The organism is Xanthomonas axonopodis pv. maculifoliigardeniae (assembly GCF_041519315.1).
Classification (GTDB): Bacteria; Pseudomonadota; Gammaproteobacteria; order Xanthomonadales; family Xanthomonadaceae; genus Xanthomonas; species Xanthomonas euvesicatoria.
Map to the genome: position 1 here is coordinate 2,677,145 of NZ_CP167998.1, position 21,011 is coordinate 2,698,155.

Annotated in this window: 16 protein-coding genes, 1 tRNA gene and 2 other RNA genes; 8 read left to right on the plus strand and 11 right to left on the minus strand. The window is 66.3% G+C overall.

All coding sequences use genetic code 11. The annotated features are described in order from the left end of the window. Positions 1-139 precede the first annotated feature (139 nt). The 3 genes from ACDH77_RS11700 to ACDH77_RS11710 form a co-directional block, all read right to left on the minus strand. The gene (locus tag ACDH77_RS11700; protein ID WP_008576125.1) at positions 140-1,402 is read right to left on the minus strand and encodes a virulence factor; all 1,263 of its coding nucleotides are present in this window, start codon (positions 1,400-1,402) and stop codon (positions 140-142) included. Between the two features lie 496 nt (positions 1,403-1,898). Next, the gene (locus ACDH77_RS11705) at positions 1,899-3,644 is read right to left on the minus strand and encodes a formylglycine-generating enzyme family protein (RefSeq protein ID WP_065624894.1); all 1,746 of its coding nucleotides are present in this window, start codon (positions 3,642-3,644) and stop codon (positions 1,899-1,901) included. Between the two features lie 75 nt (positions 3,645-3,719). Further along, positions 3,720-3,795: non-coding RNA, sX9 sRNA (locus ACDH77_RS11710), on the minus strand. Positions 3,796-4,002: 207 nt separating this feature from the next. Between ACDH77_RS11710 and rnd the strand changes: the two genes are divergently transcribed. Beyond that, entirely contained in the window at positions 4,003-5,094 is a 1,092-nt protein-coding gene (gene rnd / locus ACDH77_RS11715; RefSeq protein WP_031423066.1) for a ribonuclease D, read from the plus strand. A 200-nt stretch (positions 5,095-5,294) separates the two neighbouring features. Here rnd and ligD read toward each other — a convergent pair whose 3' ends face one another. Continuing rightward, the gene (ligD, locus tag ACDH77_RS11720; RefSeq protein WP_031423068.1) at positions 5,295-7,913 is read right to left on the minus strand and encodes a DNA ligase D; all 2,619 of its coding nucleotides are present in this window, start codon (positions 7,911-7,913) and stop codon (positions 5,295-5,297) included. A 14-nt stretch (positions 7,914-7,927) separates the two neighbouring features. Then, entirely contained in the window at positions 7,928-8,104 is a 177-nt protein-coding gene (locus ACDH77_RS11725) for a DUF3606 domain-containing protein (RefSeq protein ID WP_008576119.1), read from the minus strand. A 219-nt stretch (positions 8,105-8,323) separates the two neighbouring features. Here ACDH77_RS11725 and ACDH77_RS11730 point away from each other — a divergent pair, with 219 nt between their 5' ends. The 4 genes from ACDH77_RS11730 (at position 8,324) to ACDH77_RS11745 (ending at position 10,608) form a co-directional block, all read left to right on the plus strand. After that, on the plus strand, positions 8,324-8,725 hold the full coding sequence (locus ACDH77_RS11730; RefSeq protein ID WP_003485983.1) for an H-NS family nucleoid-associated regulatory protein: 402 nt from the start codon (positions 8,324-8,326) through the stop codon (positions 8,723-8,725). Positions 8,726-8,817: 92 nt separating this feature from the next. Further along, positions 8,818-8,893: transfer RNA gene (locus ACDH77_RS11735), tRNA-Ala, on the plus strand. 149 nt (positions 8,894-9,042) lie between these two features. Next, positions 9,043-9,219, plus strand: coding sequence for a hypothetical protein (locus ACDH77_RS11740; protein WP_008576117.1), 177 nt, complete (start codon positions 9,043-9,045; stop codon positions 9,217-9,219). Positions 9,220-9,501: 282 nt separating this feature from the next. Continuing rightward, positions 9,502-10,608 carry a sensor domain-containing diguanylate cyclase gene (locus ACDH77_RS11745; protein ID WP_031423069.1) on the plus strand — a complete coding sequence of 369 codons (1,107 nt, stop codon included), beginning with the start codon at positions 9,502-9,504 and terminating at the stop codon, positions 10,606-10,608. Positions 10,609-10,650: 42 nt separating this feature from the next. On the opposite strand, the gene ACDH77_RS11750 is transcribed toward ACDH77_RS11745, so the two are convergent. Both ACDH77_RS11750 and ACDH77_RS11755 read right to left on the minus strand, forming a co-directional pair. After that, a complete protein-coding gene (locus ACDH77_RS11750; RefSeq protein ID WP_011347768.1) occupies positions 10,651-11,160 on the minus strand; it encodes a chemotaxis protein CheW in 510 nt (169 codons plus the stop codon). A gap of 11 nt (positions 11,161-11,171) precedes the next feature. Continuing rightward, positions 11,172-12,830, minus strand: a complete 1,659-nt coding sequence (locus ACDH77_RS11755; protein WP_031423071.1) for a methyl-accepting chemotaxis protein — start codon at positions 12,828-12,830, stop codon at positions 11,172-11,174. Between the two features lie 312 nt (positions 12,831-13,142). Between ACDH77_RS11755 and ACDH77_RS11760 the strand changes: the two genes are divergently transcribed. Next, complete coding sequence (locus ACDH77_RS11760) at positions 13,143-13,748, plus strand: DNA-3-methyladenine glycosylase (RefSeq protein ID WP_372353905.1); 606 nt, start codon at positions 13,143-13,145, stop codon at positions 13,746-13,748. On the opposite strand, the gene ACDH77_RS11765 is transcribed toward ACDH77_RS11760, so the two are convergent. Then, on the minus strand, positions 13,688-18,082 hold the full coding sequence (locus ACDH77_RS11765; protein WP_372353460.1) for a DEAD/DEAH box helicase: 4,395 nt from the start codon (positions 18,080-18,082) through the stop codon (positions 13,688-13,690). The genes ACDH77_RS11760 and ACDH77_RS11765 overlap by 61 nt on opposite strands. Positions 18,083-18,269: 187 nt before the next feature. Between ACDH77_RS11765 and ACDH77_RS11770 the strand changes: the two genes are divergently transcribed. Together ACDH77_RS11770 and ACDH77_RS11775 are read left to right on the plus strand one after the other, a co-directional pair. Continuing rightward, positions 18,270-18,346, plus strand: a non-coding RNA gene (locus ACDH77_RS11770) — sX9 sRNA. A gap of 76 nt (positions 18,347-18,422) precedes the next feature. Beyond that, positions 18,423-18,803, plus strand: coding sequence for a DUF3301 domain-containing protein (locus ACDH77_RS11775; RefSeq protein WP_008571309.1), 381 nt, complete (start codon positions 18,423-18,425; stop codon positions 18,801-18,803). A 193-nt stretch (positions 18,804-18,996) separates the two neighbouring features. Here the strand turns inward: ACDH77_RS11775 and ACDH77_RS11780 are convergent, their stop codons facing one another. From ACDH77_RS11780 to ACDH77_RS11790, 3 genes are all read right to left on the minus strand, one after another. Further along, positions 18,997-19,329, minus strand: a complete 333-nt coding sequence (locus ACDH77_RS11780) for a hypothetical protein (RefSeq protein ID WP_008571310.1) — start codon at positions 19,327-19,329, stop codon at positions 18,997-18,999. Between the two features lie 190 nt (positions 19,330-19,519). Then, positions 19,520-19,960, minus strand: a complete 441-nt coding sequence (locus ACDH77_RS11785; RefSeq protein WP_008571311.1) for a ClpXP protease specificity-enhancing factor — start codon at positions 19,958-19,960, stop codon at positions 19,520-19,522. A 78-nt stretch (positions 19,961-20,038) separates the two neighbouring features. Beyond that, entirely contained in the window at positions 20,039-20,674 is a 636-nt protein-coding gene (locus tag ACDH77_RS11790) for a glutathione S-transferase N-terminal domain-containing protein (protein ID WP_005915265.1), read from the minus strand. Positions 20,675-21,011 lie beyond the last annotated feature (337 nt).

The window sequence follows — 21,011 nt, forward strand, 5'->3', positions numbered from 1 at the left end:
CGCGATTTCGCTGGAGCAGGGCCGCCAGCAGGACTTCAACGTTGAGCACCTACGCAAGAAGGTGCTCAGTGCCGATCACCGCTTGTCGATCAACCGCTCCAGAAAACGTTATGCAACGCTTCGTCGGTTGCAAGCGGCTTCAGGAGCGGCTTGCTGTTTCCGCCATCGGCGTCTGCGCTGCATGCTGCCAGCCCTCCATCAGCAGATTGGCCAGCACCACCGGATCATGGTCGAAGTGATGCCCACCCGGACGCGCCAGCACCTGCACGCCACGTGCGCGCAGCTCCGGGCACAGCGTGTCCTTTTCTTCGTTGCCGTAGATGCATTGCAGGCGGTGCGCGTCCAGCGCCTGGATGGCCGGCTCCACATCGCGCTCGGCGTCGTTATGCCAGCCCAGCCAGCCACCGACGCGCACCTTGAAGTCGGCCTCGTGGCCCAGGCCGAGCAGGCTGACGAACTGCACCGAAGCGCGTTGCTGGGGCGACAGTTCCGGATAGGCGAACGGCAACACATCGGCACCGAACGAGTACCCAACAAGGGCAACGTGCTGGATATGCCAGCGCTGGCGATAGCTGGCGATCACCCGATCCAGATCCGCCCCGACCTGCTGCGGCGTGCGGCTGCCCCAGAAGTAGCGCAGGCTATTCCAGCCCACCACCGACACGCCCTGCTGCTGCAACTGCGCGGCAATGCCTTTATCCAGCTCGCGCCAGCCGCCATCGCCGGACAACATCACCACCAGACGGTCGCTGCCAGGTGCGTGGAGTTCCACTAGCGGCAGGTCGCCCAGGCCCTGCGACTGCGCAGCCAGGAAGTGCCCGCGTGTGGCCGCTGCGATCTGCATCGGGCTGGATGCATCGGCCAGATCGTCCAGGAAGCCCTGACTGGCATTGGGCAGATCGCGCGAGCACGCCAGGCCTGGATCCTTGGTGCCGGCGTCGGCAACCACCGCGCCGCCCAGCACGTCGGGCGCGGCCGAGGCCACCGCCTGACGCGCCAGCACCGCGCCATCGCCCTGCCCCACCAGCACCGGCGGCAGGAACGCATCGACGTGTTCGGCGCGCAACAATTTCTTGCCCAGTCGCTCGGCATCGTCGGCCAGCGAGCTGCAGGCGGCTTGGTGCGAGCGCACGTGTTCACGATAGTTTGCGGTGTCGACCACTGCCACCAGCGCGCCATCGTCGCTCAGCAGGTCGGCCAGCTTCTGGCTGTCTTGCGGATGAGCGCTGTCGGGCAGCAGGATCACCATCGCCTTGGGCGTCCCTTCCGGGCGGAGAACTTCGACCGAGCCGTAATGCCCAGCCGTATTACTGTCCTGCAGATGCCGCGCCACGGCATAGCCGCTGCCGCCGATCAGCAAGATCGCAATCACCCAACGAAACATTTTGATCCCCATGCCCATGACGGCAGTCCCTTGATAGCGGTTGCGATTTGACCACAGCAGACACGGCCGGTTTCACTGCGCATGCACGCGGTGTTCATCGCTGTTAAGCCAACTGAACCCCACCTTGCGCACAACGCTTGGTCAGCGCGGCGCATCGCCTGCAAGCGCCCACTGCACCGCTAACGGCCGGGGATTGCCGCCTCGGAAATTTCGCTTGCGTTCGTCGTCCTCGGAACGTTGCTGGATGGAAGCGCCCGCCGTCCGCGGGTCCTCGATCCCCAGAGGCGCTCGCGCGACTGCAGCGCTCTTTTGGCCGAGTTTCTCGTCGTGCACGACAGATGCCTTTCTCGCCTAGCCGCGCCCCGAGCCGACTCTGTCGGAGCGAACACGCCCCCGCCAAGGCGTCCCCAGATTTTAGGGCCGAGCCGAAAGCGCTCGCGGCGACAGCGACGGCAAGCCGAAGCCTGCAGTCACGAACCGCACGATCGACGCGCCCATCCGCCGTAGGTCGTCGCTAGATTCCGCGTGCCACGCGAAAGCCGATACGGGCACTGGTGGTGTCCGAGTCCTGCGACTGCCGCCAGGCCGCGCGCGTCTGCTGCGGCGAATTGGCCCAGCTGCCGCCACGGATCATGCGTTGCCGGCAGCCCGGGTTGTACCAGGCAGCGCCATCGGCCGGTGCACGCCGGTAGCTGGCGTGCCAGCAGTCGGCCACCCATTCGCTCAGGTTGCCGCCCATATCGTGCAGACCCCAGGCGTTGGCGCGAAAACTGCCGACCGGCGCCGGACCCCAGAAGCCATCGCCGTAGCCGACGAAGCCGTTGTTCCAGTGCCGGCCGCTGCGCGAAACGTCGTTGCCGCCGGTGAAATTACCGGCGTCGGCCGGCGGCGAGCCCGCGTTGCCCCACGGGTAACGTCCGGTGGTGCCGGCACGGACCGCATACTCGAACTCGGCCTCGCTGGGCACGTGGTAATGGCGGCCGGTCTGTTCCGACAGCCAGCTCGCATACGCTTCGGCGTCGCGAATGCTGACGTGCATCACCGGGCTGTTGGGCGCGGCCTGGGCGCCGTTGTAGTCGGACTGCCAATCCACGCCGCTGCGGCGGATGAAGTTGCCGCTGCGCTCGTCGTAAACCACCGAATGCCCACGCCGGGTGGCACGCGGGCGTGCGCCGGTGGCATCGACGAACTGGCGGAACTCGGCAACCGTGACCTCGGTGATCGACAACGCAAAGCCGCGCGCGAAGCGCACGTAATGGGCGGGGCGCTCGTTGTCGGAAGCGCCCGGCTCCGCATCGCCGGCTCCCATCTGGAATGCGCCATGCGGCACCACGATCATCTGCGGCCCGCGCCCGCCGACCTTGAGCCCGTCGGTGAACACCTGCCCGGGACGGAAGCTGCCGTAATGCGTGGCCAGTTCCAGCCGGCGGCGCAGATCGCCGGCCACTGGATCTCCGGGGTCGGCGATGCGCAACACTTCGGCAAGCTTCTCGCCGGCCGCCTTGAGCCCGCGCGGCGAGGTCAGATCGTGCAGACCGGCGTCGTGCAACGCCGCGATCTGCGCCCGGCGCACGCGTTCCACCCGCGCGCGCGCATCGGCGATGGTAGGCGCGCGATCGCGTACCTGCCCCGCCATCTGCAGCCAGTAACGGGCACCGATGAAGTCGCTCGCCTGCGCCGCCCGTTCGGCGCGCTCCAGCAGGCCGCTTTCCACGGCGGCCAGGCCCTGCCGGGTGCGCGGGTTGTCGGGATCCAATTGCGCGGCATCGCGAAAATTCACCAGCGCGCCATTGCCGTCTTCGCCCAGCCGCCCGCCGCGCAGGTCTTCTTCGCCGGCGCGGTTGAACGCCAGCACGCGCTGCGCGGTTTCCACCTCGCGCTGCAGTGCGCGCACCTTCGGGTCCTGTGGCGCAAGGGCAAGCGCGACGAAGGCCACCTCACGCGCCTGCTCCAACGCGTCATCCTGGCGCTCGGTTTGTGCGATCAGCGCCGCGCCGCGTTCGAGCAACCGGTCACGCGCCTGCTCCAGGCCACGCCGGCTGGCTGCATCCTTGCCACCGGCGCGCTGCTGGATCGCCAGATACAACGGGATCGCATCACCGGCGTCGCGATACAGGCGGTCTTCCCGCAATGCCTGGTCGGCACGCTTGCGCACCTGCGCCAGGGGCTCGTCGCCCAACTCCACCACCGGCGGTTGCCATTGCGCCACGGTTTCGGCGGATTCTTCGCCACCGATGGAAACGTTCGGCTTGCTCGGCACGGCGGCAGGTGCCGGTTGCGGCGCAGCCGCAGGCGCGGGCGTGGGCGTGCGCGAACAGGCGCACAGGCTAAGAGCGGCCAACAAAACGCAGCGCGCAGCGCTCGGGCGGGCAAGGCGGGCGCGCAGGAACCGGAGCGTAGGCGTGCCAGATGCCGATTCCGCACAGCGGCCGCGCCCGCCTGCTGGCTGCGCAGGAATTTTGCCAGTCGCCCTCAGCGCGACCATTGCCCACGCTGCCATCCGGTCACCGCACTCACCCACCACCTGCTCCTTCCAGTGCTCTGCCGCACGACAGGCGATCGCGACGTTAGGCTATTCTGCGCGCTCTGCGCAAACCCTTGCCGCCGACGGAAATCACGTGCCCCATTGGATCATCCACCCCTCCGAGCTGACTGACCGCCTGCAGGCAGCGCGACCGTCGCGCATCGGCCTGGATACAGAATTCATTCGCGAACGCACCTACTGGCCGCAGCTGGCCCTGGTGCAGATGGCCATCGGCGATGAGATCCTGCTGATCGACCCGCTGATCCCGGGCATGAATGCGGCGCTCAAGGAGTGGTTGACCGCCACCGACATCGTCAAGGTGATGCATAGCGCCAGCGAAGACCTGGTCACATTCAAATGCGCGTGTGGCGCCTTGCCGCGGCCGTTGTTCGACACCCAGATCGCCGCGGCCCTGGCCGGTGTCGGCGGCGGCATGGGCTACCAGAAACTGGTGCAGGAAGTCACCGGCACCTTGCTGACCAAGGGCGAGACACGCTCGGACTGGATGCGTCGCCCGCTATCGCCGTCGCAGCTGGAATACGCCGCCGACGACGTGCGCTACCTGTTTGCAATCCACGACGAACTCACCCGCCGCCTCGCCGAACAGGACCGCCTGGACTGGCTGGCCGAAGATGCCGAGCGCCTGCTCGCCACGGTGGAGCACGACGATGGCGAGCGCTGGCCGCATGTGAGCCTGCGTGCCGCACAGTTCCTGGAACCGGCCGCGCAACGACGCCTGCTGCGGCTGCTGCGTTGGCGCGACCTGCAGGCGCGGCAGAGCGATCGCCCGCGCAGCTGGATCCTGGACAACGAGCTGGCCAGCCAGCTGGCGCGGTTTCCGCCAGCCGATCTGGAAGCCTTGCTGCGCCAGTTCGACAAATTCCCCAAGGCGCCGCGCAAGCTTGCCAACGCGGTGTGGGATGCACTCAACATCCCGCTGCCGGATGAAGAGCACGCGCCGCTGGCGCAGGCCGCCACCGACGGCAACAAGGCCGTACTCAAACGGCTGCAGGACGCGGTGGCGCAGCGTAGCCGCGAACTCGGCCTGCCGGACGGCCTGCTGGCCTCGCGCCGCCACCTGGAAACCCTGATGGAACAACGCAGCTGGCCTGCGGCGCTGGGCCAATGGCGTCGTGCCCTGCTGGAATCACAGCTGATGCCGCTGCTGGACGACACTGCGGCGTAGGATTGCCGCGGTGATGGCGCAGAGCCCGCAGCGATGCGGGCTCTTCGTCAGGTACAGGCGAGCGGCGCCGAACCGGCGAAGACCGCCTCGCGAACAGTATTGGAAGGCGTGAGGACCTTGCGAAGCGCCTGCGTCGCACGGCGATTTCATTACCGGTCGCACCCGCGCGGCGATGCCGGCATTCTCTGCGCCGTAGCACGTCACTCCTCGTCCTGCTCTGCCCAGCGCGCCAGGTTTTGCCGGATGCCGTCCATGTCTGCCCAGGGATCCTTGCGCCGACGGCGCAGCTTCTCCGGGACATCGCGCAAAGTGAATGCATCGGCGCGCTGCAGCTTGGACAGGTCCGACCACGCCAGCGGCAAGGCGACTGGCGCCCCCGGGCGGCCGCGTAACGAATAGGACGCAACCGCAGTGGCGCCACGGCCGTTGCGCAGGTAGTCCACGAAGATGCGCTTGTTGCGCAGTCGCTTGGTGGCAGTGGCGATGAACCGCTGCGGCTGCGCCTGTGCCAGGGCATCGGCAAATCCCTTGGCGAAACGCTTGGTCACCTCCCAATCGCAGCCGGGGTTTAGGGGCACCACCACGTGCAGCCCCTTGCCGCCAGACACACGCAGGAACGATTCCAGCTCCAGCTGCGCCAGCAGCTTGCGAATATCGTTGGCCGCACGTTTGACCTCGGCAAACGGCACGTCCGGGCCCGGATCGAGATCGAAGACCACCCGGTCGGCCACATCCGGGCGGTCCGCATGCGAGCCCCAAGGGTGGAATTCCAGCGCATTGAATTGCACCAGTTCCAGCAGGCCAGGCGCGTCTTCAACCACCAGGTAATACGCGTTGGTTCCGGTCTCTTCGGTCAGCTTGACCGAGCTCACACGCTCGAAGCCGGCAGTATGGTGCTTCTGGAAAAAACACGGTTTTTCGGCGCCGCTGGGGCAGCGGATGATGGACAGCGGCCGTCCCACGATCTGCGGCAATAGGTGATCCATCACCGCCTGGTAATAGTCCCAGACATCGCCCTTGGTCGCGCGGATATCCGGGTAGATCAGCTTGGTCGGGCTGGACAGCGTCGGCAGCGCAGCCGAGGAAGGTGTGGCAACCGCAGATTTGCGCGCAGGCGCTGTTGCCCGCGTCGCTGCACGTCTGGGCGCCTGCGTTGCTGCGTCTTTGGCAGCACGCGTTGTTGCCGAACGCCTGGCAGAGGACGGTGTAGCCGGGCCGTTTCCGGCATCGCTGTCGGCCAGATCGGCAATGCGCTTATCCGGACGCAGCGCCTTGAACGATGCCTGGCGCAACAACTGTTGCCCACCAATGCCGCGATAGAACACCTCCACCACAAAGCGCGGCGCAAACCAGGTGGCGCCGCGCAGGTCGGTGTCTTCGGTGGGAATATGCGCGGTGGGTTTGCGCCCGCCACCTTCCAGTTGCGGGGTGACCTCGCGCATCAAGGCACCGGAGAACCCGGAGCCCACACGGCCCACGTACAACCAGCCATGCACCGGGTCCGGCGCGGCCAGCAACAGCGAGCCGAAGCCACTGCGGCTGCCCTTGGGCGCGGTGTAGCCGACCACCGCATACTCCTGGCTGGCCAGTTGCTTGGTCTTGCGCCAATCGTCGCTACGCCCATCGCGATACGGGCGATCTGCGCGCTTGGAAATGATGCCTTCGAAGTGCTGTTGCCCGGCCACCCGGAACGCCTCGGTGCCATCGCCTTCGACGTGCGAGCTATAGGCCAGATGCGTGTGAGGTGCAGCCTCCAGCACCTGCTGCAACAGCCGCTTGCGTTCGCGCAGCGGCGCCTCGCTGATGTCCACCCCGTCCACATGCAACAGGTCGAATACCGCCAGCGCCAGCGGCACCTGGCGCTCGCCGGACAAGGTGGCCTGCAGCAGGTTGAAGTCGTCCTTGGTGCCGCGTCCGGCGATCAGTTCGCCATCGATCTGCGCGCTGCGCAGGCCCAGCGACCGGATGGCATCGGCAATTTCCGGCGTCTTGTCGGTCCACTCCAATGCATTGCGCGACCATAGCCTCACCTTGCCGTTGGTCACGGTGGCCAGGATGCGATAACCGTCCCATTTGATTTCATGCAGCCACTGCGCCCCTTCTGGCGGGGACTGCCCCAGCTTGGCCAGCTGCGGTGCAAACGGGGCATCTTCCATCTCGGCGCGACGTGCATTGCTCAGCGCCAGCGCCTGTTTCGCCCAGGTACCACGCCTCTTCGCCGCCGGCGGCGGCACGGTCGTCAGCGCCTTGCGCTGGGTCTTGCCGGCGCCTGCGCGGCGTACATCCTCGGCAGGCGCGGCAGCGACGTCGGCCAGCAGGTCATCGGCCTCCAACGTGCCGGCGTAGGCATCGTCGTCCTTGAACAACAGCCACTGCGGCTGCCGCGCCGGCTTGCCCGAGCGCACCAGATGCCAACCGCCCTTGAGCTTGTCGCCGAACAACTCAAAGCGCAGATGTCCCTTGGCTAATTGCGCTTCGGGGTCGCCCGCGGTGGCCCACACGCCATGATCGAACTGCGCCACATGCCCGCCGCCGTATTCGCCTTTGGGAATCTCGCCCTCGAAACTGGCGTAATCGACCGGGTGGTCTTCCACCTCCACTGCCATGCGCTTGACCTTGGGGTCGTAACTGGGACCCTTCGGCACCGCCCAGCTCTTGAGCGCATCGCCCACCTGCAGGCGAAAGTCGTAATGGCGGCGGCTGGCGTGGTGCAGTTGCACCACGAAGATCGCACGCTGCCCCGGCGGCAGGGCCTTGCCCGGCTCCGGCTCGCGGGTCTTGTTAAAGCTGCGCTTGCGGCGATATTCGCTCAGGCTCATGACGGACCTTCCGCTTATTTGCCCAGGTGCTGGCGTACGCTGGCGGCCATTGGCCCCACCTTCTGCACGGCCGCGCGCAACTCCTCGGCGCTGACGCCCAGGGTCTTGGTCCAGTACTGCAGCTCATAGGCTTCATTGACGTTGATGCGGTCGCGGTCTGGCGAACCGACGTTGCGTTTGTCGTCACTCATGACATGCTCCTGTATCGTCGTGGTCGGGTCTGCTAACGTGAGCCTTCGGCCCAGCAGCGCCCGTAGCGACAATGCGAAAGCGTTCGAACAGGCGTCGTGAAAGGCCTGTTCACGCCATGTGCAAGCCCCTGTTCCACAACGGCCGCTCCCGGGCCACATGCCATAATGCCGCGCGCCCTTCGGGCGGCGTGTCCACTCTTATTCCGAGGCCATACCTCTGTGAGCAATACCTCTTCGAAACTGGATTCCATCGCGCAAGCCAAAGCCAAGCTGCTGGACGAATTGCAGAAGCTGGAAGAACAGGAGAAAACCGAGCGCGCGAGCGAGGCATCCTCTGCGCATGCCACCATCGTTTCGCTGCTCGAGCAGTTCGCCGGTCACTTCAACACCAAGCAGCGCAACGACATTGCCGCTTACCTGGGCACCACTGCCGCGCGCAAGGAAGTGGTCAAGAGCGGCCGCAGCGAAGTGAAGCCCAAGTACGAGCTACCGCACACCGGCGAAACCTGGTCCGGTCGTGGCCGCACGCCGAAGGCTTTCGCTGCCTGGGAAGGGTCGGTGTCGTACAAGGAATGGAAGGCCAAGAACCCGGACCTCAAGTTTCCGCTGGTTCGCGAGTAAGGCGATAGCCCGCACGACAGTGCCGCCTCGCACCGTCGGCCGCGCCCTTCGCTTGGCGAACCGCGCGGCTTGTGGGTAGAATCGAAGCACGTGGGGCGGTAGCTCAGCTGGGAGAGCGTCGCGTTCGCATCGCGAAGGTCGAGGGTTCGATCCCCTTCCGCTCCACCATCGAGTCAAACGCACAAGCCCTGGAGACGTCATGTTTCCGGGGCTTGCGCGTTTTGAGGGTGTTGCGGTGCAGGGCCGGCCGGTCGCCGTGGCGTGGGGATCACATCGCGCGCGCTAACGTCCGGCTTCACTCCACAGCGGACCACACCATGAGCAAGAAAGACCAGCAGCCCGATGACGTCGCCGACGATGCGCACGGCGTGACCGAGAGCCAGCAAGACCGCAAGCACGACGATGCCGCCAAGCAACGCCCGGGCCAGGAAGACCTGAAGGTGCACGACGAGCAAAGCCGTCGCCCCACCGGCAAGGCTGGCCAGGGAGAGTGAGTTGGCCAAGCATGCTGCCTGGCATCGGGCAGCGCCGCGGCACGCCGATGCGGTGAACTTCCCTGCTGCATCGCCAGCGGCGCGTTGCACCCTGTCGTGCAGCTGAGACCGCTGCGTCCGTGGGACTGAAAGCCCGGCACCGGCCAGCCACGCGTTCCTGTGGCAAGATCCGGACAGGCGCTCGCCGATATGCCGCTGCCCTGGGAACCGGTGCCTTGCCAAGGTTGCAGTCGCATCGGCCAGTGCGTTGTCGCGTCAAACCCTCATCGCCTTGATGGCGCCTTGTTCCCGGTGGTGCTTTGCATGCAGATACCCGATGCACCCGCGTTGAACCTGATCCAGGCAACGTTACTGCCAGGAGGCGTCAACGCCATTCCGGGGGCGCGCCTGCCGGCCAACGAAGATGAGCGCGTGGAGGCACTGCATGCCTACCGCCTGCTGGACACCGCACCGGAGCCGAGCTACGACGCGTTCACCTCGATCGCAGCCGCGCTCTGCCGGATGCCGATGGCGCTGATCTCGCTGGTCGATACCCATCGGCAATGGTTCAAATCCAGGCTCGGCATGCAGCAGAGCGAGACGCCGCGTGAATTGTCGTTTTGCGCGCATGCCATCCTCGAACCCGATCAGGTGATGGAAGTCGGCGATACCCACCTGGACAAGCGGTTTGCGCGCAACGCGCTGGTGACAGGCGAGCCGCAGATCCGCTTCTATGCAGGCGCGCCGTTATTGACCCCGGACGGCATCGCACTGGGAACCCTGTGCGTGCTGGATCGCGTTCCGCGGCGCCTGTCGGTAACCGAGCGCGACGCGCTGCAAGCCTTGGCCAGGCAAGTCGTCAGCACCATCGAACTGCAACAGGCCGCGCGGCTGGTGGAGCTGGATGCACTGCGCGATGCGCTCACCGGGCGATGGAATCGCGCCGGGCTGGAGCACGCTTTGCACGCGCTTGCCGACGCGCCCAGCTCTGCCGCCGATGCGCCCCTGGGTTTCATGCTGCTCGAACTGGACGGCTTCAAGCGGCAAAAATTGCAGGCCGGCGCGGCAGCGGCCGATGCCACCTTGCTTCAGGTGGCTGCATTGCTGGAAGCGCAGCTTCCGGCTGACGCACTCGTGGCGCGTCTGGCCTGCGATCAATTCTGCGTGGCGCTGCCGGAGACCGCTGCATCTGCAGCCCTTGCCACTGCCGAAGACTTGCGCAAGGCAGTGGAAGACGCGCACTGGCCCACCGGCCCGTTGACGCTCAGCGCAGGTGTGGTGGACGTTGCCACGCCAACCGCGCTCGACAGCAATACCCTGCTGGCCCGTGCGCGGCACGCGTTGCAGCAGGCGCGTGGCGATGGCCGCAACCGCGTGCACGGCTTCGACGGTTGGCAGCTGCGGGCCTGATCGACGCAGACTGCGCCGATCGCCCTGCTGCACGGCTGTCGCTCAGGCCGCCAGTGCGTCGGTGTTTCCGGCGATCTCGTCCACCTGCAGCACCTGCTCCATCTCCAGCAGTACCACGAAGCGCTCGCCGACCTTGCCCATGCCGCGCAGCAGATCGCGGCGGATATGCGTGCCGAACGACGGCGCCGCTTCGATGTCCTGATCGGCCAGTTCGATCACTGCATTGACCGCATCGACCAGCACGCCAATCACCTGCGTGCCCTGCGCCTGTTCGGTGGCCACAATCACGATGCAGCTGCGTTTGCCGATCGTGCTGTCTGCGCGCCCCAGCCGCGATTGCAGGTCCACCACCGGCACCACCGCGCCGCGTAGATTGATCACCCCGCGCACGCAATCCGGCATCGACGGCACCGGTGTGGGAGCGCGGTATTGAATGATCTCGCGGATGCCGAGAATGCTGGTGGCGAAGGTTTCGCCATCCAGTTGAAAGGTCAGATATTGCGCGGCGACATCGGCATCGCCGGGCATCACATCAAGCGTCGGTGCGGTCATTGGTCGCTCTCTCAGAAACGCGCGAACTGGCCTTCGTCCGGGCCCTCGGACATCGCATACGCCGGCGCTGCGTTGCTGCGCCAGCCACGCGTACCCGCCGCACGCGCCGGACGCGCAGCGACCTGCTTGCCGCGCTTGGGCGGCGGAGTCGGCGCGCCCTGCCCGCCCAGCCGGAAGAACGCCATGCTCTGCTGCAGCTGTTCGGCCTGCGCGCTCATTTCCTCGGCAGTGGCGGCCAGCTCTTCGGATGCGCTGGCGTTCTGCTGGGTGGTCTGGCTCAACTGCACGACCGCCGAATTGATCTGGCTGACGCCGGAAGATTGCTCCTCGGAGGCGGCGGAAATTTCCTGCACCAGGTCGGAGGTGCGCTTGATGCTGGGCACGATCGAATCCAGCAAACGACCGGCGCGGTCGGCCAATTCCACGCTGGAACTGGCCACCTCGCCGATTTCCTGCGCGGCCACCTGGCTGCGTTCGGCCAGCTTGCGCACCTCGGCGGCGACCACGGCAAACCCCTTGCCATGTTCGCCGGCGCGCGCGGCTTCGATCGCGGCATTGAGCGCAAGCAGGTTGGTCTGGTACGCGATGTCGTCAATGATGCCGATCTTCTGCGCGATCTGCTTCATCGCCTGGGTGGTGGCCACCACCGCTTCGCCGCCTTCCACGGTTTCTTTCGCGGCCTGGGTGGCCATGCCGTCGGTGATGCGCGCGTTCTCGGTGTTCTGGCTGATCGATGCGGTCATCTGCTCCAGCGACGCACTGGTTTCTTCCACACCGGCGGCCTGTTCGCTGGCCGCCTGCGACAGCGACTGCGCGGTGGCGCTGACTTCTTCCGACGCGCTGGCGAGGGTTTCGGCACTGGTATTGACCTCGCCGACCACCTGCGACAGCTTCCCGACCATGGTGCGCATCGCTTCGAGCAGTTGCGCGGTTTCGTCGCGGCCATGCACATCGATGCGCATGGTGAGATCGCCTTCCGACAAGCCGTTGGCCACCGCCACCGCGCGGCGGATCGGCCCGGTGACGCTGCGGCTGATCACCACGCCGAGAATGGCACCGAGCAACACGCCGCTGCAGATGATGGCCACCAACAGCCTGGAACTGCGTGTGTGGATCGCATCGGCTTCGGCGTTGGCCGCCGCGGCGCTGCGCTCGCGCAGGCCGCTCAGGTCGGTCATCAGGTTATCCACTTCGTCCGAGCTGGCGCGTACCGCGCGCGAGAGCGCGGCCAGTTCCGGATTGGCCTCGCGCAACGCTTCGCGGTTGGCGACTTCGATGAAGCGGCCGCGCTCGTCCAGATACTTCTGCCAGGCGCGATCGAATTGCGCCAGCTTGTTCTTGCCTTCCTCGCTCTGGAAGCTCTCCCGCGCACGGGCCATGTGATCGACCACCTTGGCGGTGTATTTGTCGATGTTCTGCACATGCGACTGGCGCTCTTCTGCACTGCTGGCCAACAACAGGTTGGCGCGCGCGCGGCCGGCATAGATGAGGTTGATGTTGGCTTCCTTAACATGGGACATGCCGAGCAACTCGCGCTCGTACAACGACGTCGACAGCGCGCTGATGCGGCCGGAGTTGGAATAGCCCACCCACCCGATGCATGCGCCGATGGCCGAGACGATCAGGAATGCCACGATCAGTCTGGTTCCGATTCTGAAGTTGCCTAACATTGGGGAGTTCTCTCAAGAAGGATGCGTGGGCGACATGCGCTACAGGAAGGCGATGGCGCTGCGCGTACCGCGCATGGCGATACGGCGGGTCTAACCCATCGCTAATGGCTATCGGCGACGACAAAACGCGCTTGAGATGCATCCAGAGCCGGAGTGCCTATTCATCAAATCGAATCTGCGCTTTTGTGACAGATCACGCGCTCATCACCGCCCATATTCGGAAAAACCCTACCCCCGCCCGTGCGCTGTCCAGGCCACACCGCTGGGACATCACGTCTGCGCAGCTATGCTTTGGCCATGCCTGCAAAGCCCTTGCCCCGCACGTTCTATGCCCACGATGCCCGCCACGTCGCGCCGCAATTGCTCAACAAGGTGCTGGTCAGTGCTGACGGACGCCGCGGGCGCATCACCGAAGTGGAAGCCTACTGCGGCAGCGACGACCCGGCCGCGCACTCGTTCCGCGGCATGACTCCGCGCACGCGGGTGATGTTCGGTGCGCCGGGGCACCTGTATGTGTATTTCATCTATGGCATGCATTGGGCAATCAATGCGGTGTGCGGCGGTGCGCCCGGGCATGCGGTGCTGCTCCGCGCACTGGAACCGCTGGCCGGTATCGATCGCATGCAGGCCGCGCGCGGCGCCGCGCCGGTCACCGCCTTGACCACCGGCCCAGGCCGCCTGGCGCAGGCGTTCGGCGTGACCGCCGCCGACAATGGGCTGGATCTCAGCACTGCGGCCGCGCGGCTCTGGATCGAAGACAACGGCGTGCCGCCCCCCTCCCATCCAGTGGCAACGCCGCGTATCGGCATCCGCAAGGCCGTGGACGCGCCATGGCGCTGGGTGGTTGCAGATAGCCGCTATGTGTCGCGTCCGCTTCCGCGCGTGACCGGAAAAGGCACGGCGCCCGCGGGCGATTGAGCCAACCAGCGCTCCATCGGCGATTGCTCGGCCGCGCCCGGTCCGCGCTGTAGCAGACGCAACGCCTGCTCGGCCTGCTCGGGGGTGAGCTCCTGCAAGGCCTGGAAGCGGTCTGCCGCCCAGACCGCCATCGGTAGCCCATCCAGCGAAGCGACGCGATTGCCCGGCACGCGCGCGACCCGCTCGCCCGGCAGCAGACTGCCGAGCAGATTGCTTGGGTCGCTGGCACTGACGCAGATCCACTGCTGCGGCAAGGGCTGCGCGCGCACACGGCGCAGGGCCGCAATCGCGTCCGGCAACGCAAACTGCTCGCCGGACAGCCCGGCGATAAACCGCCCGCCGCGGATTTCGCCGCGCGCTTCCAGCCGTTGATACATGCGCAGCAATTCCCGCCATGGCGGCAGCCATGCGGCCTCGCGTTCGAGCAGCCGCCAGCACACCACGCCGTAGCGCCGCAGCAGCGTGCGCGCGACGTGTTCGAGCATGTCCTGATGGCGCTGCGCGGCTTCGGCAAGCGGCAGGTCGGGCAGCGCCCGCACCGGTGCCCAGCGGCCCGCATCGCGGATGCCCAGTGCGCTGGCACGGCGACGCTGCCGCGACAGTGCCGACGGTCGCTTGGACGCAGGCACCAGCAGCGCGCGCAGGCCGGCATAGCTGTCGCAATGCGCGCGGCCACGCATCACCAGCTCGCTCAAGGCATCTTCCAGCTCGGTGTTCATCAGATGTGCCGCGTCGGCGATTTCGTCGAAGAACAGCGCGCCTTGCTGCTGCAGCACCTGCATGACCCGTTGCGCGCGGGAGCCCAATGGCGCGTCGTCGGCATCGCGCGCCAACGCGCTCCAACGCTGCGCTTCGCGTCGTGGCAGCAGCACGATCGGCGTACTGCGCAGTGCAGCGCCGCTGCGGCCGCCGCCGGGCCGCAGGCGTGCCCACAGCGTGCGCCCGGCAGTGCACAACTCGTCCAGCCAGGCCGGTTGATAGTCGCGGATGCGCGCAGGCAATAGCTCGCTCTCCCACAGCACCGCAGGCGCCTCGAAGCCTTCGAGCTGCCCCACCACACCGGCCAGCGCATCCGGCCCAGCCACCCGGCTGCTGCTGTCCACGTGCTGCCACTCGAACAGAAAACGCGCGTAATCGCGTTGCGATACCGGTTCGATCTCGCGGCGCAGGCGCCCCAGCGTGTAGCGGTGGATGCGTGCCAACAGATGGCGCTCGCACCACTCTTCGGCCTGCACATGCGCATTGAACTGCCCGGCCATGACGTAGCCCTCGCGTTGCAAGGCCGCCAGTGCGAGCGCGATTTCTGCTTCCGGTACCTGCAATGCGTGGGACAAGGCCGGCACCTGTGCCGGGCCGACCGCGGACAAGCGCCCGCGCAGCAGTTCGCGCACCGCCCAGTCGCGCTGCCAGTCGGCAACGCGGCAATCGGCCGGCGCCTGCAACGGCGGCTGCACAGTTGCTTGCCGATACAACGGCAAGAACCAGTCGATACGCTCGGCGCTGACCCACAGCGCCGGGCTGCCGTGCAAGGCAATGCAGCTGGCACGACCCGCTGCGGCCAGCGCGGCCAACCATGCCTGCCACTGCGCGTCGGTAGCCTCTGCGACCGGCAACACGCCCAGCACCACCAATGCCTCGTGCATTTCTTCGGCATCGCGCGGCTGTGGCCAGGCCTCTTCGCACACTGCGGCAATCGCCTGCGGATCGAGCTGGCCCAGGTCGTCGCTGGTCTGCGGCGTGTAGCGGCGACTTTGCACGGCCTGGGTACGGCGTTCTTCCAGTGGCGCATCGTCGAGAAATGCATACGGACGCGCATTCAAGGCTTCGGCGGCCAGCGGCGACGGCGCCGCCAGGTCGCGCGCGACCAGCGTCACCGCGCCCGATTCCAGGCCGCGCAATACCTGCAGCCAGCCGTCGCTATCCATGGCGTGATGCAGGCAATCTTCCAGGGTCTGTGCCACCAACGGGTGGTCAGGCACCTCGCGTTCGCCGACCAGATTCTCCGCACAGGCCACCTGGTCCGGGAATACCGTGGCGAGCAAATCTTCGGACTTCATGCGTTGCAACTGCGGCGCCACCTTGTTGCCGCCACTGAAGCGCGGCAGCGCCATTGCGTTGGTGGCGTTCCAGCGCCAGCGCACGCCGAACAGTGGTGCGTCCAGCAATGCCTGGATCAACACATGCTCGGCCGACGACGAATGCAGGTAACGACCAACCTCTTCCAGCGCAAAGCTATGACTGGTCGACAGCGACAACACAATCGCATCTTCGGTGGCCGCCGCCTGCAATTCGAAATTGAAGGTGCGGCAGAAGCGCTTACGCAGCGCCAGCCCCCACGCACGATTGATGCGGCTGCCGTACGGCGAATGGATGACCAGCTGGGTACCGCCGCTGGCATCGAAGAAGCGCTCCATCACCAGGCACTGCTGGGTGGGCATCGCGCCCAATGCCGTGCAAGCGTTTGCCAGATAATCCACCAGTTGCCGCGCCGCTTCGGCGGACATCTCCAGCTCGCGCTGCAGCCAGTCGCGCGCGGCTTGGTGCGGCGCGGTGTCCAGCCGCGCGGCAATCTCGCCACGCAGGCGCGACACCGCCGCAGACAGCTCATCGCTGCGACCCGGCGCTTCGCCCAGCCAGAACGGAATGTTCGGCGGCGCGCCCTTGGCATCTTCCACGCGCACGCGCCCGGCCTCCACGCGCAGGATGCGGTAGCTCGCATTGCCGAGCTGGAACACATCGCCGGTGAGGCTTTCAACGGCGAAATCCTCGTTCACCGTGCCGATCTTTTCGGCCTGCGGTTCCAGCACCACGCTGTAGTCGCCGGTTTCGGGAATGGTGCCGCCGGAAGTGAGCGCCGTCATGCGCGCACCGCGCCGTGCATGCAGGCGCCGGTGCACGGCATCGCGATGCAGATACCCGGCGCGCGGACCGAGGCGGGTGCTGAAGCCATCGCACAACATGCGCACCACGCTGTCGAAGGTGGCACGGCTCAACCCGGCGAACGGCCACGCGCGCCGCACCAGCGCGAACAGCGCATCTTCGTCCCAGTCTTCGCATGCGGCTTCGGCAACGATCTGCTGCGCCAGCACATCCACCGGCGCCGTCACAATGCGCAAGGCATCCAGTTCGCCGCGGCGGATGCTGTCCAGCAGCGCGGCGCATTCGACCAGTTCGTCGCGGGTCTGCGGAAACAGGCGCGCCTTGGGCGTGCCGCCGACCTTGTGTCCGGAACGCCCGGCGCGTTGCAGGAAGGTGGCAATCGAGCGCGGCGAACCGAGCTGGCAGACCAGATCGACATCGCCGATATCCAGCCCCAGTTCCAGCGATGCGGTCGCCACCAACACGGTGAGATCGCCGGCCTTGAGCCGTTGCTCGGCCAGCAGGCGCGTCTCGCGCGACAGGCTGCCGTGATGCGCCGACACGCGCTGCTTGCCGAGCAGATCGCCCAGATGCCGCGCCGCGCGTTCGGCCATGCGCCGTGTGTTGACGAACACCAGCGTGGTGCGATGTTGCTGCGCCAGTGCAGCCACATCGGCATACACCTGCAGCCACTGGTCGTTGGACATCACCACGCTCAGCGGCGTGGGCGGCAACGCCAGGGCCAGATCACGCTTGCGGGTGTAGCCGATATCGACGATCTCGCACGGCGGCGGCACGCCGTCTGCGTCGACACCGACCAGGAATTGCGCCACCGTTTCGATGGGCTTCTGGGTGGCCGACAGCCCCACCCGCGTGATCGGCTGCGCGACCAGCCGCTGCAAGCGCTCCAGCGTCAGGCTCAGGTGGCTGCCGCGCTTGTCCGACGCCACCGCGTGGATTTCATCGACGATCACGGTGCGCACATGCTGCAGCGACGCGCGCCCGGATGCCGACCCCAACAGTACGTACAGCGACTCCGGGGTGGTCACCAGAATATGCGGCGGCGTGCGACGCGCCTGCGCGCGCTCGCGCTGCGGGGTATCGCCGGTACGCACCGCGGTACGAATCGGCACATCCGGCAAGCCGCCGGCGACCAGCGCCGCACGGATGCCCTGCAACGGCGCGTCCAGGTTGAGGTGGATGTCGTTGGACAAGGCCTTCAACGGCGAGACGTAGACCACACGGGTTTCGTCGGGCAACGCACCGCCGTTGGCCAGCCCGTCGCGAATCAATGCATCGATGGCGGCGAAGAAGGCCGTCAGCGTCTTTCCCGAGCCGGTCGGCGCAGCCACCAGCGTGTGGCGTCCGGCCTGGATCGCCGGCCACGCGGCGACCTGCGCCGGTGTCGGCGCAGCGAAGGTCTGCGCGAACCACGCAGCGACCACTGGATGGAAGTGTTGCAGGACAGGATGCATTGGCAATGCCCGACACCATTGCTCATCATGACGGCAAGGCGCGCGGATGTAACTCGGCGGAACCATAATCAATGGGGCTGCGCAGCGGTCCAGACAAGCCACGGGCCAGGCCGGCAGTGAACGATTTAGAGCGGCTACAAACGACTGCACAGCCGCCAGGCGGGCGCGGCCGGTGCTCGGAATCGGCATGTACCACTCGTACACTCCGGTTCTGAGCGCGCCGTCCGCGCCCACCTGACAGCTGCTCGCTAGGTTTTGTTAGCCGCTCTTAGCGCAATGGTGGCGGCCTCTGCCGTCGGCAAGGCGACGCCTTCGCAACGTTGCGGCGCCGGCCCGGCGATTGTCCGCCGGCCACGTGCCGTGGCACATTGGCGGCATGCCCAGCCTGATTCTTTTCATGATCGCCGGCGCCGCGCTGTTCGCGTTCTGGAACTCCTCGCGCGCGGCTGCCGAACGCGCCGACATTCTTGGCCGCAATGCCTGCCGCGCGGCCGACGTGCAATGGCTGGACCAGAGCGTGCATTCCACCAATATCCGCGTGTGCAGGATGCCCAGCGGCTGGCTGGGCTTCGAGCGCACCTTCCGCTTCGACTATTCCTACGACGGCGTGGATCGCCATAGCGGCAAGCTGGTGCTGCGCGGCGATCAACTGATTGCCTTCACCGGGCCGCAGGTCGCTACCGTCAGGGCATTGCACCCGGAGCATGAGCGTCTGGAGTGAGGCGCGCAGCTGCGGGTCACCCGCACGCTGACACCTGACATACCTGCAGCTTCACCTGTCTGGGTTACAGTGATTGGCCGGCCAGCTTCCCTCTGGATTCCAGCAATCATCGAGCTGTTGCTGCGCGCTGTCGCCGTCTGTGCACGCGGCTGGCCATTGCATCAGTCGGCGGCACTCCACACAGCCGGCCACTTCATTCCAAAGACGTCGAATCCGCGGGAACGGGCTCGTAGCCATTGTCCCTGCCGCTCAGCCAGCACAATTGCAGCTTGCCCTCTCGACGCAGCTGCGCCTGGGCGAACAGCCACAGCGGATCCAGCAGGTCGGCATCCTTCAATAGACGCGACTTGCCGGCAATTTCCATGCTGAGAAAATGCGCCTCACGCGGCGTGTCGATGTAGCTGCGCGCAATCAGACAACGCTCGCCATCCACGAAGCGATAGATGTCGTACTCGTACGCGTCGTCGAGTGCGCCGGACGGATCCGGCGCGCTGCAATCGACATGACGGGTGCGCTCTACGTGCAATCGAACCCTCCACTTGGCGAGTCTGCAGGTCATACGCTTGCCGCTTTCAGCGCAGCCAACAGAACCTGGGACGCCGTCACCGGTAGCCGTGGACGGCACGCAGGAACTTCAGCTTACACGTGGTCCCTGCTGATTCCGCGCACCGGCCTGCACTCGCCTTGCGGCGGCGCAGGCGTGTGGTGTGCTGTCCTTACTTCACCACGCGAAGATGCGGGCGCTTGCCACCGCTGGACGGTTCGTCCGGCGTCGGCGCACTCGGTGGGGGCGAGCCCGGATCCGGCGGCTCGCTGTTGGTGCCGGGGATGTCGTCCGGCAGCGCCATGCCCTGCCCGGTTTCGCGCGCATAGACCGCCAGTACGGCGGCCATCGGCACCATCACCGGGTGGCTCACGCCACCGAAGCGCGCGGTAAAGCTCACGCTTTCGTTGTCCACCTGCAGGCCGACCACGGCACGCTCGGCGATATTCAAGACGACGCGACCGTCCTTGACGGCACTGGCAGGCACCTGCACACCGGGCAGGCCGGCATCCACCAAAACGTGCGGCGTCATGCCGTTGTCGTTGATCCATTCGACCAAGGCCCGCAACAGGTACGGGCGATGGCTAGTCATGCGGGGGAAATCTTCGCTCATTGCGTCATTTTACCCGCACATGGCCCGTCGCGGCGGCCACGCGATCGGAAGTCGGTCTGTTGGCATACAGCCGTCGCATCAGCCCGGCAGATCGCGCAGCTTCTTTTCCTGATCGGTGAGGCTGCGGATAAAGCCCGGGTTGCGGAAGATCCGGTTGCCGTAATCCTCGATCGCCTTACCGTCCTTGGGCAGGCTGATTTCCAACGCGTCCAGTCGCCAGATGATCGGCGCCATCGCGCAATCGGCCAGACTCATTTCCGGATTGAGGAAGAATTTGCTGGCCTTGAACAACGGCACCGAGGCGGTAAGCAGTTCTTTCAGACGCTTGCGGCCGGCCTCGGCCTGCGTCTTGTTGCCGAGCTGGATCGCCTGCACTTGCGGCACCCAGTCATGCTCGATGCGCAACATCGCCAGGCGCAGACGCGCGCGCGAAAGCGGGTCGACCGGCATCAGCGGCGGATGCGGATAGCGCTCGTCCAGGTATTCGCTGACCACCGAGGCGGCGTACAGCACCAGGTCGCGTTCGACCAGCGTCGGCACCGAATGATAGGGATTGAGATCGATCAGATCTTCGGGAGGATTTTGCGGGTCGACCGGCACCAGGTCGTAGGTCACCCCTTTCGCCGCCAGGACCAGACGGACCCGGTGGCACAACACGTCGTCGTTGGACGAAAACAAAGTCAAGGTATTCCGCATACGCACACTCGTCGCCATTCAAGGCTCTCCGACGACCGGAATCCGCCGGCCGCATCGGCGCGGCCGGCCCAACGCCGACAGTCACCACGGTCTATCGAGTGTGCAATCACGTCACGCAAAAGCCAAGAGTGATAGGGCTTATTAATGTTCCGATAAGCCAGCTGCTGCGCTGCTCCCGCGGGACCGCAGGAGATGTGGGCGCTGCAACCCTGTTGCAGGGATCTACGCTGACGGCCCCGATCGACATGCTGTCGCTTGCCAACCATCAGCCCGCCCCCTCTCCGCACGGGAGGTGGGGGCTAGCGCTTTCTGTTGGGAGCGCCCGCAAGGCTCGGCGACAAATAGAGGTATCCCA